Origin of the sequence: Streptococcus sp. HMSC066F01 (assembly GCF_001837335.1) — a bacterium.
Lineage (GTDB): Bacteria > Bacillota > Bacilli > Lactobacillales > Streptococcaceae > Streptococcus > Streptococcus oralis_S.
On the sequence record NZ_KV832118.1, the window covers coordinates 1 to 13,539 of the forward strand.

At 41.9% G+C, this 13,539-nt stretch carries 13 protein-coding genes and 1 pseudogene; all 14 read left to right on the forward strand.

The window, feature by feature from the left end; all coding sequences use genetic code 11:
* Positions 1 to 1,114: pseudogene (locus tag HMPREF2655_RS04360) on the forward strand (hypothetical protein); the annotation flags it as partial.
* Between the two features lie 110 nt (positions 1,115 to 1,224).
* The gene (locus tag HMPREF2655_RS04365; protein ID WP_070837804.1) at positions 1,225 to 1,431 is read left to right on the forward strand and encodes a hypothetical protein; all 207 of its coding nucleotides are present in this window, start codon (positions 1,225 to 1,227) and stop codon (positions 1,429 to 1,431) included.
* On the forward strand, positions 1,428 to 1,622 hold the full coding sequence (locus HMPREF2655_RS04370; RefSeq protein WP_070837807.1) for a hypothetical protein: 195 nt from the start codon (positions 1,428 to 1,430) through the stop codon (positions 1,620 to 1,622). Before HMPREF2655_RS04365 ends, HMPREF2655_RS04370 begins: the two co-directional genes overlap by 4 nt.
* A complete protein-coding gene (locus HMPREF2655_RS04375; protein ID WP_070837809.1) occupies positions 1,609 to 2,484 on the forward strand; it encodes an ABC transporter ATP-binding protein in 876 nt (291 codons plus the stop codon). The genes HMPREF2655_RS04370 and HMPREF2655_RS04375 overlap by 14 nt, the downstream gene beginning before the upstream one ends.
* Before the next feature lie 12 nt (positions 2,485 to 2,496).
* On the forward strand, positions 2,497 to 3,231 hold the full coding sequence (locus tag HMPREF2655_RS04380) for an ABC transporter permease (protein WP_000794226.1): 735 nt from the start codon (positions 2,497 to 2,499) through the stop codon (positions 3,229 to 3,231).
* A 4-nt stretch (positions 3,232 to 3,235) separates the two neighbouring features.
* On the forward strand, positions 3,236 to 4,333 hold the full coding sequence (locus HMPREF2655_RS04385) for a sensor histidine kinase (RefSeq protein WP_070837812.1): 1,098 nt from the start codon (positions 3,236 to 3,238) through the stop codon (positions 4,331 to 4,333).
* Position 4,334: 1 nt separating this feature from the next.
* Positions 4,335 to 4,934, forward strand: coding sequence for a response regulator transcription factor (locus HMPREF2655_RS04390; RefSeq protein ID WP_049501537.1), 600 nt, complete (start codon positions 4,335 to 4,337; stop codon positions 4,932 to 4,934).
* 319 nt (positions 4,935 to 5,253) lie between these two features.
* Positions 5,254 to 5,667 (forward strand): 30S ribosomal protein S12, encoded by a 414-nt coding sequence (gene rpsL, locus HMPREF2655_RS04395; protein WP_001142332.1) that lies wholly within the window; start codon positions 5,254 to 5,256, stop codon positions 5,665 to 5,667.
* Between the two features lie 19 nt (positions 5,668 to 5,686).
* Positions 5,687 to 6,157, forward strand: coding sequence for a 30S ribosomal protein S7 (gene rpsG, locus HMPREF2655_RS04400; protein WP_000087873.1), 471 nt, complete (start codon positions 5,687 to 5,689; stop codon positions 6,155 to 6,157).
* Between the two features lie 287 nt (positions 6,158 to 6,444).
* Positions 6,445 to 8,526, forward strand: a complete 2,082-nt coding sequence (gene fusA / locus HMPREF2655_RS04405) for an elongation factor G (protein WP_000090335.1) — start codon at positions 6,445 to 6,447, stop codon at positions 8,524 to 8,526.
* Between the two features lie 322 nt (positions 8,527 to 8,848).
* Positions 8,849 to 10,549, forward strand: coding sequence for an acetolactate synthase large subunit (locus tag HMPREF2655_RS04410; RefSeq protein ID WP_000411743.1), 1,701 nt, complete (start codon positions 8,849 to 8,851; stop codon positions 10,547 to 10,549).
* Complete coding sequence (ilvN, locus tag HMPREF2655_RS04415; protein ID WP_001253813.1) at positions 10,542 to 11,018, forward strand: acetolactate synthase small subunit; 477 nt, start codon at positions 10,542 to 10,544, stop codon at positions 11,016 to 11,018. The genes HMPREF2655_RS04410 and ilvN overlap by 8 nt, the downstream gene beginning before the upstream one ends.
* Before the next feature lie 89 nt (positions 11,019 to 11,107).
* The gene (gene ilvC, locus HMPREF2655_RS04420) at positions 11,108 to 12,130 is read left to right on the forward strand and encodes a ketol-acid reductoisomerase (protein WP_000290683.1); all 1,023 of its coding nucleotides are present in this window, start codon (positions 11,108 to 11,110) and stop codon (positions 12,128 to 12,130) included.
* Positions 12,131 to 12,209: 79 nt separating this feature from the next.
* A complete protein-coding gene (gene ilvA, locus HMPREF2655_RS04425; protein WP_000947300.1) occupies positions 12,210 to 13,460 on the forward strand; it encodes a threonine ammonia-lyase IlvA in 1,251 nt (416 codons plus the stop codon).
* Positions 13,461 to 13,539 lie beyond the last annotated feature (79 nt).

Below are 13,539 nucleotides of genomic sequence, written 5' to 3' on the forward strand. Positions count from 1 at the left end.
CTACAGTCCAGAGTTTACTAAGGTGACTCCAACTGGTAAAGATACTTCTTCAGTTAATATTAAGGGTCTTGTTCAAACAGGTACGCCAACATTTGAAGGTGGTAATCCGCTTGTTCCAATCGATGAAACTGTGGCGGCGACATTTGAAGATGGATCAACTGAAAAAGTGATTCCAGGTGAAGGGACTTATGCAATCTCACCAGATGGCATCGTCACCTTCACTCCAGAAGCTAATTTTGTAGGAAAGGGAACAGGCGTAACGATTGTCCGCAAGGATAAGAATGGTACTCCAGTTACTGCAAGCTATCGCCCGACAGTTGTAGATCCATCTACTGGTCATGATACGGCTTCTACAGGAGCAAAAGGCCAACCACAAGTGGCAACATCAGTGTTTGAAGGGCATATCGATCCGACTGTACCACCAACATTTGAGGATGGTAGCACGACTATGGTTGTTCCGGGTGAAGGAAGTTATACAATTGATAAAGATGGTAAGATTACCTTTACTCCAGAACCAGACTTTGTTGGTACAGCTAAAGGATTGGTTGTGAAACGTCTGGATATGTATGGAAATGTAGTTATTGCTCATTACACACCAACTGTCCATGGCCAAACACAAGTGAGTGATGCGACATCCGAAGGTCTTAAAGGTCAAACTCAGACTGGTAAACCAAACTTTACAGGTGATGTCGAGCTGACAGTTCCACCAACCTTTGAAGATGGAACAACTGAAAAAGTCGTTCCAGGTGAAGGAACTTATGTAATCTCACCAGATGGCACCGTCACCTTTACCCCTGAGGCAGACTTTGTAGGACAAGCCAAAGGTGTGAAAGTGATCCGTAAAGATCGCAATGGAAATATCATTTCAGGATTCTATACTCCAACAGTAGTAGAACTTCCAGAGCAAGTGAAGCCGTCTGATAAAAAAGAACTTTCAGTACCTGATTCGAAACCAGATCAATTGACGCAAAACATCTCTGTAGAAAAACATCAACTTCCAAATACTGGAACTCAAGAAGATGGTTTGAAAAATCTAGGAATTCTGACAGCCCTAGCAGGTGCCATGACATTTGGATTACTAGGTAAAAAGAAACGAAACGATGAATCAGACTAATCATTTTTAAGAACCGAGAAATCGGTTCTTTTTTATGACATTTGTCATATTTCCTAGTGACAGAAGCATCTAGCTCCGCCAACTTCAAAAGTCTATAATTGAAGTATGAAATGGAGGAAGAAGAAATGAAAAATAAAATGATTGTCGCAGTGAGTTTAGTAGCAGCAGGAGTTATGACCTATCTCATGTTTTCAGGATTGGACGAGGGTTTCTACCATTTTCCTTGGGAGCTCTTTGCTGGCTTTGGAATGATGTCTTGGTTTGTCAGAGAAGGTTTGAAATTGGTCAGAGATGTGAAAAAGGAGTTTGAGGAATGAAAAAAGCAATCATCTATTTCTTTATCAGCCTATCACTCTTGGTATGGTTAGTGGAAATGTTTACTGGTTGGTTTGACCAAACCTTGCTTCGCCAATTTATTCGTGGTGCTTGGGGTTTTGGGTTTATGATTTTCGTTGTTTTCCCTATGGGAATGAAGTGGTTGAAAGGAGAATCTCATGACTGTGATTAAAGTTGAGAAATTGAGTAAGAAAATAAAAGACAAGGAGATCTTGCGGAACATCTCTTTTGAAATCAACGATGGTGAATGTGTCGCCTTGATCGGGCCTAACGGAGCAGGGAAGACAACCTTGATTGATTGCCTCTTGGGCGACAAGTTCATGAGCTCAGGTCAGATAGCTATTCAAGGCTTTGCACCAACAGATCCTCGATTAAAGCAGCTTATTTCTATCTTGCCTCAAGAAAATACGGTGGTTCAAGACTTGAAAGTGAAAGAACTCTTATCCTTCTTTCAATCAATCTATCCAAACAGTCTCTCCAATCAAGAAATTGATGAGTTGCTGAGGTTTTCGGACAAACAGAAAAATCAGCTAGCGGGCAAGCTATCTGGTGGGCAAAAACGTTTGTTCTCTTTCGTGTTGGCACTAATAGGTCGTCCGAAAATTCTATTTTTGGACGAACCAACTGCTGCTATGGATACCTCGACACGTCAGCATTTTTGGGAAATTGTCAATCAGTTAAAGAAAAATGGTGTCACCATTGTCTACTCTTCTCACTATATCGAAGAGGTAGAACATACGGCTGACCGCATTTTGGTGCTCCATAAGGGAGAATTGATTCGCGATACGACGCCTTATGCCATGCGTGGTGAAGAACAAGAAAAACACTTTACCGTTCCTCTAACTTATCAGGAAGTTATCAGCACTTTGGACCAGATTCAAGAGCTTGAAATCAAGCAAAATGCTCTTTCCTTCACAACCAAAGAAGCCAGCCAGGTATGGGAAACCTTGCAAGAACAGGGCTGCATGATCGAAGAAATTGAAGTTCGCAATCGAACTCTCTTAGACAGTATCTTCGAAACGACTCAAGACTAAAGGAGATTGACGATGAAAAATATGACAAGTCTCATGAAAGTGGAAATCATTCTGATGAAACGGCAAGCAGTCTACTACTTGCTATCCATCGGACTTCCAAGTGTGTTTTACCTTATCTTTTCTGGTATGATGTCAGGGTCAGATATTCCAGAAATTGCTCTTCAAGCCTATCTTTTTGCCATGACGCTCTTTAGTATCATGTCAAGTGCTTTTTTCAGTATCCCAAGCACACTCGAGTCTGATAAGACAAACAACTGGCAAAAATTGATTCAACATTCTCCCGTATCTATGGTAGAATATTATGTATCAAAACTGTTCAGTACCCTACTGACTTTCTTGTTATCAATTACAGTTGTCTTTTCAGTTGGTCATTTTGTCCGTGGAGTGACTCTGCCTTGGCTTGACTGGATGGTAATTGGTGCTATTTTGCTGATCGGAAGCGTGGTCTTTATCAGCATGGGGGTCTTGGTGAGCTTGCTACCCAGTGCTCAACTGATGACGGTTGTTGGAAATATTGCCTATATTGCTTTGGCTGTTCTAGGTGGACTGTGGTTCCCCTTGGATTCCTTCCCAGAATGGCTCCAATCTATTGGAAAGCTGACTCCAACCTATCAACTGATGCAGGTCGTCTCTACTTATTTGGAGCACCACGAGTTTAACATTCTTGCTGCCTTGGTTGTACTAGGTTATACAGTTTTCTTTGGTGTCTTGGTAATCCAACTGAAAAAACGGATTGAGGTAAAATAAATCTATGTTGGAAAAATTTAAAAACATTCATTATATGTTTCATATTTCAATTGTGTTTATCATCTTTCCTATAGCGGGTGTCATCGTTGGAGATTACCCGCTTTTAACCTTGCTATGGACCCTACTATTTGTACTTGCCTTCTATTCGGTTTTAATCAGTCAGAATCGCACCGTGCAGTGGCTAGCATGGTGGTCCATGCTTGTCTACATTTTTTATACATCTGTTTGGCTAAGTTCAGGTTTCACATGGTTTATCTTTTATTTATCCAATCTCCTTATTTATGAGCTGGATGAGATTTCTTTTCACTCTTGGCGTTTTGACAGTTTTATTGTCCTGCAACCATTTATTCTGACCGGAATCTATATGGTCAATCATGTTAGTCCCTGGCAGCTACTCTTTTTCTTGGTGACCTTTATCTTTTCCGATGTAATGACCTTTGGTCTCTATCGAATTCGGATAACAGAAGAGCTAAAAGAAGAAAAGATGAAACAAAATGCCAAGCTCAATCTTTTCTTGGCTGAAAACGAACGCAGTCGTATCGGTCAGGATCTTCATGACAGCCTAGGTCATACCTTTGCCATGTTGAGTGTGAAGACGGACCTTGCCCTCCAGCTTCTTCAAATGCAGGCCTATCCTCAAGTGGAAAAAGAGTTAAAAGAAATTCATCAGATTAGTAAAGAATCCATGAATGAAGTTCGTACAATTATCGAAAATCTTAAAAACAGAACCCTAGCTTCCGAATTTGCGACTGTTAAAAAAATGCTGGAAATTGCAGGAATTGAAACGGAAATCAATCACCAACTAGATACAGCTAGCCTAACTCAGGAATTAGAGTCAACGGCCTCCATGATTTTGCTTGAGCTAGTGACCAATATCATCAAACATGCCAAAGCATCGAAAGCTTACTTGAAATTAGAACGAACTGAGAAAGAACTCATTCTAACAGTGAGAGATGATGGATGTGGCTTTGCTTCTTTAAAAGGAGATGAGCTCCATACCGTTCGAGACCGTGTCCTTCCTTTTTCAGGAGAAGTAAAGGTGATCAGTCAGAAACATCCGACTGAAGTGCAGGTTCGGTTACCTTATAAGGAGAGAAACTAAGATGAAACTACTTGTTGCAGAAGATCAAAGTATGTTGCGAGATGCCATGTGCCAGTTGCTTACCTTTCAACCAGATGTAGATTCTGTCCTACAAGCCAAGGATGGCCAAGAAGCAATTCAACTCTTAGAAAAGGAGCCCGTAGATATCGCCATTCTTGACGTAGAAATGCCTGTTAAGACAGGCCTCGAAGTCTTGGAGTGGATACGAGCAGAAAAGCCAGAAACAAAGGTGGTTGTGGTGACGACCTTCAAGCGCCCCGGCTATTTTGAACGTGCGGTTAAGGCTGGAGTGGATGCTTATGTCTTAAAAGAAAGAAGCATTGCGGACCTCATGCAAACCTTGCACACTGTTCTCGAAGGACGCAAGGAATATTCGCCTGAATTGATGGAAGTGGTGATGACGCACCCCAATCCGTTAACAGAGCAAGAAATCGCTGTTTTAAAGGGAATCGCTCAGGGCTTGTCTAATCAAGAAATCGCAGATCAGCTTTATCTATCAAATGGAACCGTCCGAAACTATGTCACCAATATTCTTTCGAAACTAGATGCTGGTAATCGAACAGAGGCAGCCAACATTGCAAAAGAATCTGGTTGGCTTTGATAAGAAGGGTTAAAAAATTCCGAAACGATAACTTGAATCGAAGGAAATCCATACTAGAAAGGAGGAGGGAAATTGCCTCCTTTTTAGGTTTAGAAAAGCGGTTAGAACTAGTGTCAAAGAGTTAAAAGATCAGAATAAAAATGAAAAATATCTTGACAACGAAGGAAAAATTGTGTTACAATAATAGACGGTACTTTTTACTTTTGGTCTCTCAAAAGTGTACAGGGACGTGCTGACAAATGTTGCAAAAGTACACACAGATGGTAGCTGTCACCAAGTGTATCATCACCAAAAATAAAAAAAACACAGGAGAATGTAGATGCCTACAATTAACCAATTGGTTCGCAAACCGCGTAAATCAAAAGTAGAAAAATCTAAATCACCAGCTTTGAACGTTGGTTACAACAGTCATAAAAAAGTTCAAACAAACGTTTCTTCACCACAAAAACGTGGTGTTGCAACTCGTGTGGGAACAATGACACCTAAAAAACCTAACTCTGCCCTTCGTAAATTCGCTCGTGTACGTTTGAGCAACCTTATCGAAGTTACTGCCTACATCCCAGGTATCGGACACAACTTGCAAGAGCACAGCGTGGTGCTTCTTCGTGGTGGACGTGTAAAAGACCTTCCAGGGGTACGTTACCATATCGTCCGTGGTGCACTTGATACTGCAGGTGTTAACGATCGTAAACAAGGCCGTTCTAAATACGGTACTAAACGTCCAAAAGCATAAGGAAAGGGGATAAAGAGAAATGAGTCGTAAAAATAGAGCTCCAAAACGTGACGTATTGCCAGATCCGCTTTACAATTCACAACTAGTTACTCGTCTTATCAACCGCGTTATGCTTGATGGTAAACGTGGTACAGCTGCTTCAATCGTTTACGGTGCTTTTGAGCAAATCAAAGAAGCTACTGGTAACGATGCACTTGAAGTATTTGAAACAGCTATGGAAAACATCATGCCTGTACTTGAAGTACGTGCACGTCGTGTTGGTGGATCTAACTACCAAGTCCCAGTTGAAGTTCGTCCAGAACGTCGTACAACACTTGGACTTCGTTGGTTGGTAACCATCGCTCGCCTTCGTGGTGAACACACAATGCAAGACCGTCTTGCAAAAGAAATCTTGGATGCTGCGAACAACACTGGTGCAGCAGTTAAGAAACGTGAAGACACTCACCGTATGGCTGAAGCTAACCGTGCCTTCGCACACTTCCGTTGGTAAGAATAAGATACTAAGGGCGTTAAAAAAGCGACTGAAAATTAGGAAGCTTGACGCAGAATCAAAGCTTCTAGGAAAGCTTATCTATTTTCCGAGCTTTTAGCCCGAGTTCAATTGGGTTCAACTCAGCTAACTTAAGCTTTTAGCCCGAGTTCAATTCAATTTGTATACAAGTTGAAACCAACAAAAACAAGATAAACATTGAGAACGGGTAGGTCCTGCCTATCCGTTTTTATTAAAATCGTGTTATAATAGAATAGAAATTAAAATAAATAGGAGAAATAAACCTCATGGCACGCGAATTTTCACTTGAAAAAACTCGTAATATCGGTATCATGGCTCACGTCGATGCCGGTAAAACAACAACTACTGAGCGTATTCTTTACTACACTGGTAAAATCCACAAAATCGGTGAAACTCACGAAGGTGCGTCACAAATGGACTGGATGGAGCAAGAGCAAGAACGTGGTATCACTATCACATCTGCTGCGACAACAGCTCAATGGAACAACCACCGCGTAAACATCATCGACACACCAGGACACGTGGACTTCACAATCGAAGTACAACGTTCTCTTCGTGTATTGGACGGTGCGGTTACTGTTCTTGACTCACAATCAGGTGTTGAGCCTCAAACTGAAACAGTTTGGCGTCAAGCAACTGAGTACGGAGTTCCACGTATCGTATTTGCTAACAAAATGGACAAAATCGGTGCTGACTTCCTTTACTCAGTAAGCACACTTCACGACCGTCTTCAAGCAAACGCACACCCAATCCAATTGCCAATCGGTGCTGAAGATGATTTCCGCGGTATTATCGACTTGATCAAGATGAAAGCTGAAATCTATACTAATGACCTTGGTACAGATATCCTTGAAGAAGATATTCCAGCTGAATACCTTGACCAAGCTCAAGAATACCGTGAAAAATTGGTTGAAGCAGTCGCTGAAACTGATGAAGACTTGATGATGAAATACCTTGAAGGTGAAGAAATCACTAACGAAGAATTGAAAGCTGCTATCCGTAAAGCAACTATCAACGTTGAATTCTTCCCAGTATTGTGTGGTTCTGCCTTCAAGAACAAGGGTGTTCAATTGATGCTTGATGCGGTTATCGACTACCTTCCAAGCCCACTTGACATTCCAGCGATCAAAGGTATTAACCCAGATACAGATGAAGAAGAAACTCGTCCAGCATCTGATGATGAGCCATTCGCAGCTCTTGCCTTCAAGATCATGACTGACCCATTCGTAGGTCGTTTGACATTCTTCCGTGTATACTCAGGTGTTCTCCAATCAGGTTCTTACGTATTGAACACTTCTAAAGGTAAACGTGAACGTATCGGACGTATCCTTCAAATGCACGCTAACAGCCGTCAAGAAATTGACACTGTTTACTCAGGTGATATCGCTGCTGCCGTTGGTTTGAAAGATACAACAACTGGTGACTCATTGACAGATGAAAAAGCTAAAATCATCCTTGAGTCAATCAACGTTCCAGAACCAGTTATCCAATTGATGGTTGAGCCTAAATCTAAAGCTGACCAAGATAAGATGGGTATCGCCCTTCAAAAATTGGCTGAAGAAGATCCAACATTCCGCGTTGAAACAAACGTTGAAACTGGTGAAACAGTTATCTCTGGTATGGGTGAACTTCACCTTGACGTCCTTGTTGACCGTATGCGTCGTGAGTTCAAAGTGGAAGCGAACGTAGGTGCTCCTCAAGTATCTTACCGTGAAACATTCCGCGCTTCTACTCAAGCACGTGGATTCTTCAAACGTCAGTCTGGTGGTAAAGGTCAATTCGGTGATGTATGGATTGAATTTACTCCAAACGAAGAAGGTAAAGGATTCGAATTCGAAAACGCAATCGTCGGTGGTGTGGTTCCTCGTGAATTTATCCCAGCGGTTGAAAAAGGTTTGGTAGAATCTATGGCTAACGGTGTTCTTGCAGGTTACCCAATGGTTGACGTTAAAGCTAAGCTTTACGATGGTTCATACCACGATGTCGACTCATCTGAAACTGCCTTCAAGATCGCGGCTTCACTTGCCCTTAAAGAAGCTGCTAAATCAGCACAACCAGCTATCCTTGAGCCAATGATGCTTGTAACCATCACTGTTCCAGAAGAAAACCTTGGTGATGTTATGGGTCACGTAACTGCTCGTCGTGGACGTGTAGATGGTATGGAAGCACACGGTAACAGCCAAATCGTTCGTGCTTACGTTCCGCTTGCTGAAATGTTCGGTTACGCAACAGTTCTTCGTTCTGCATCTCAAGGACGTGGTACATTCATGATGGTATTTGACCACTACGAAGATGTACCTAAGTCAGTACAAGAAGAAATCATTAAGAAAAATAAAGGTGAAGACTAATCAGTCCTCACTCTAGAAGGAAGTCACTTAGTGGCTTCCTTTTTTTGTCTTTAACTATTCATTTTTGCTGAATATAGTATACGAATTTAATCGCTAAGTGAGAAAATACTAATTCTATCCAGAAAGAAAACATTCTAATTTGATAAATTAAAGTAAATAAAGGTTCCTAATTCCGCAGGAAAGTTAATAAAAATGAAGAAAAGATTCATAAATACACTTTTAGATAGAAAATTCAGAAAATTGACTCTTTTGCCTTGAAAATTTTTGAAAAAATGGTATGATAGTAACAAGCTATTTTTTTAAGAGAAGAGAAAGGGGAACAATGGAGAAAATCAGTTTAGAATCTCCTAAGACGGGGTCGGACCTAGTTTTGGAAACACTTCGGGACTTAGGGATTGATACCATTTTTGGTTATCCTGGTGGTGCGGTCTTACCTTTGTATGATGCGATATACAATTTTAAAGGTATTCGCCACATCTTGGGACGCCATGAGCAAGGTTGTTTGCACGAAGCTGAAGGATATGCCAAATCAACTGGAAAGTTGGGCGTTGCCGTCGTCACGAGTGGGCCGGGAGCAACAAATGCCATTACAGGGATTGCAGATGCCATGAGCGATAGCGTTCCCCTTTTGGTCTTTACAGGTCAGGTTGCGCGAGCTGGGATTGGGAAAGATGCCTTTCAGGAAGCAGACATCGTGGGGATTACCATGCCCATTACCAAATACAATTACCAAGTTCGTGAGACAGCAGATATTCCTCGTATCATTACGGAAGCTGTCCATATCGCAACGACAGGTCGTCCAGGTCCAGTTGTGATTGACTTGCCCAAGGATGTATCAGCCCTAGAGACAGATTTCATCTATTCGCCGGAGGTGAATTTACCAAGTTACCAACCGACACTTGATCCAAATGACATGCAAATCAAGAAAATCTTGAAGCAATTGTCAAAAGCCAAGAAACCTGTTTTGTTAGCAGGGGGCGGTATCAGCTATGCAGAAGCTTCTAAGGAGCTCAATGAATTTGCTGAACGTTACCAAATTCCAGTAGTCACTAGTCTTTTGGGGCAAGGAACCATTGCAACGAGTCATCCGCTCTTCCTAGGGATGGGAGGCATGCACGGTTCTTTCGCAGCCAACATTGCAATGACGGAAGCGGACTTTATGATTAGTATTGGTTGCCGTTTCGATGACCGCTTGACTGGGAACCCTAAGACCTTCGCGAAGAATGCTAAGGTTGCCCATATCGACATTGACCCAGCTGAGATTGGTAAGATTATCAGTGCAGATATTCCTGTAGTGGGGGATGCTAAGAAAGCCTTGCAGATGCTACTGGCAGAACCAACTGTTCATAACAATACTGAAAAGTGGATTGAAAAAGTCACCAAGGACAAGAATCGAGTTCGTTCTTATGATAAGAAAGAACGTGTGGTTCAACCTCAGGCCGTTATTGAACGCATCGGTGAGTTGACGAATGGAGATGCCATTGTTGTCACAGACGTAGGGCAACACCAAATGTGGACAGCTCAGTATTATCCTTACCAAAATGAGCGTCAGTTAGTCACTTCAGGTGGTTTGGGTACCATGGGCTTCGGAGTTCCTGCAGCTATTGGAGCCAAGATTGCCAATCCAGAAAAAGAGGTCATCCTTTTTGTCGGTGATGGTGGTTTCCAAATGACCAACCAAGAGCTAGCAATCCTAAACATCTACAAGGTGCCGATTAAGGTTGTCATGTTGAATAACCACTCACTAGGAATGGTTCGTCAGTGGCAGGAATCCTTCTATGAGGGTAGAACTTCCGAGTCAGTCTTTGATACCCTTCCTGACTTCCAGTTGATGGCACAGGCTTATGGCATCAAAAACTATAAATTTGATAATCCAGAGACGATAGAGAAGGATCTAGAAGTCATTCTGGAGGATGTGCCCATGTTTATCGAGGTGGATATTTCTCGTAAGGAACAGGTCTTACCGATGGTACCAGCTGGTAAGAGCAATCATGAGATGTTGGGGGTGAAGTTCCATGCGTAGAATGTTAACAGCTAGATTGCAAAACCGTTCAGGAGTTTTGAATCGTTTTACAGGTGTCCTTTCTCGTCGTCAAGTCAATATTGAGAGTATCTCAGTTGGTGCGACAGAGAACCCCAATGTATCTCGCATCACCATCATTATTGATGTAGCATCTCATGATGAAGTAGAGCAAATCATTAAACAGCTCAATCGTCAAATTGATGTGATTCGCATTCGAGATATCACAGATAAACCACACTTGGAAAGAGAAGTTATCTTGGTAAAAGTATCTGCTCCTGCTGAGAAGCGTGCAGAAATCTTGGCTATTATCCAACCTTTCCGTGCAACGGTAGTAGATGTGGCTCCAAGCTCAATTACCATCCAGATGACGGGAAATGCTGAGAAGAGTGAAGCTTTATTACGAGTGATTCGACCATATGGTATTAAAAATATCGCTCGTACGGGTGCAACTGGATTTACCCGCGACTAATACTCTTTGATTTTCAATGAGTATAAAATCCAGCATAAATTTGTTTAACCAGCCTATAAGGCAATAAAAATAGAAAAGAGAGAAAAACTATGGCAGTTCAAATGGAATACGAAAAAGATGTTAAAGTAGCAGCGCTTGACGGTAAAAAAATCGCCGTAATCGGTTATGGTTCACAAGGACATGCGCATGCGCAAAACTTGCGTGACTCAGGTCGTGATGTCATCATCGGTGTGCGTCCAGGTAAATCTTTTGACAAAGCAAAAGAAGATGGTTTTGACACTTACACAGTAGCAGAAGCAACTAAATTGGCTGACGTTATCATGATCTTGGCACCAGACGAAATCCAACAAGAATTGTACGAAGCAGAAATCGCTCCAAACTTGGAAGCTGGAAATGCAGTTGGATTTGCTCATGGTTTCAATATCCACTTTGAATTTATCAAAGTTCCTGCAGATGTAGATGTCTTCATGTGTGCTCCTAAAGGACCAGGACACTTGGTACGTCGCACTTACGAAGAAGGATTTGGTGTGCCAGCTCTTTACGCAGTTTACCAAGATGCAACTGGAAATGCGAAAAACATTGCTATGGACTGGTGTAAAGGTGTTGGGGCTGCTCGTGTTGGTTTGCTTGAAACAACTTACAAAGAAGAAACTGAAGAAGATTTGTTTGGTGAACAAGCCGTACTTTGTGGTGGTTTGACTGCCCTTATCGAAGCAGGTTTTGAAGTCTTGACAGAAGCAGGCTATGCCCCAGAATTGGCTTACTTTGAAGTTCTTCATGAAATGAAATTGATCGTTGACTTGATCTATGAAGGTGGATTCAAGAAAATGCGTCAATCTATTTCAAACACTGCTGAATACGGTGACTATGTATCAGGTCCACGTGTGATTACTGAGCAAGTGAAAGAAAATATGAAAGCTGTTTTGGCAGATATCCAAAATGGAAAATTTGCAAATGACTTTGTGAATGACTACAAGGCTGGTCGTCCAAAATTAACTGCTTACCGTGAACAAGCAGCTAACCTTGAAATTGAAAAAGTTGGTGCAGAATTGCGTAAAGCAATGCCTTTCGTTGGTAAAAACGACGACGACGCATTCAAAATCTACAATTAATTCTTGTAAAGAGAGACAGAAGGCGAGTTGGGGGTACCTAACTCGTTTTTTATCTTGAACAGTATTTGAGGAGGAGACAATGCTAAGTGCAAAAGATGTGGTGAAAGCCCACAAAGTTTTGAGTGGTGTAGTAGTTGATACACCACTAGAATATGATCATTATTTATCAGAAAAATACCAAGCAAAGATTTATCTCAAAAAGGAGAATGCGCAACGAGTTCGCTCTTTTAAAATTCGTGGAGCCTATTATGCCATTTCTCAACTGTCAAAAGAAGAACGCGAGCGTGGTGTAGTCTGTGCCTCTGCGGGAAATCATGCCCAAGGTGTCGCCTATACTTGTAATGAGATGAAGATTCCTGCAACGATCTTTATGCCCATCACAACACCGCAACAAAAGATTGGGCAGGTTCGCTTTTTCGGTGGAGAGTTTGTGACGATCAAGTTGGTTGGGGATACCTTTGATGCTTCTGCTAAGGCAGCACAAGAATTTACATTGACAGAAAACCGCACCTTTATCGATCCTTTTGATGATGCGCATGTTCAGGCTGGTCAAGGGACGGTAGCCTATGAAATTCTTGAAGAAGCCCGTAAAGAGTCTATTGATTTTGATACAGTACTTGTACCAGTAGGTGGTGGCGGATTGATTGCCGGTGTTTCTACTTATATTAAGGAAACCAACCCGACTATCGAAGTGATTGGGGTAGAAGCCAATGGAGCTCGCTCTATGAAGGCTGCCTTTGAAGCTGGGGGACCAGTTAAACTCAAAGAAATTGATAAGTTTGCTGATGGGATAGCTGTGCAGAAGGTTGGACAATTAACCTATGAAGCGACCCGAAAAAATGTTGAAACGCTGATTGGGGTGGACGAGGGATTGATTTCTGAAACCTTGATTGATCTTTATTCCAAGCAAGGAATTGTAGCGGAACCAGCAGGGGCTGCTAGTGTTGCAGCCTTGGAAGTTTTATCAGACTATATCAAAGGCAAGACGATTTGTTGTATCATTTCTGGGGGGAATAACGATATCAACCGCATGCCAGAGATGGAAGAACGTGCCTTGATTTACGATGGAATCAAGCATTACTTTGTAGTGAATTTCCCACAACGTCCAGGAGCTCTACGAGAGTTTGTAAATGACATTTTGGGGCCAAATGATGATATCACTCGTTTTGAATATATCAAACGAGCAAGCAAGGGGACAGGCCCTGTCTTGATTGGGGTAGCTCTTGCCAATAAGCATGACTATGCTGGATTGATTCATCGAATGGAAAAGTTTGACCCATCTTATATTAATTTGAATGGGAACGAAACGTTGTATAATATGTTAGTTTAAGCTAAAATAAAATTCTTATCATATTATTTGCGTAATAATGATGATGGTGCTATAATGAGGGTGACGAAAGGGGGAGATT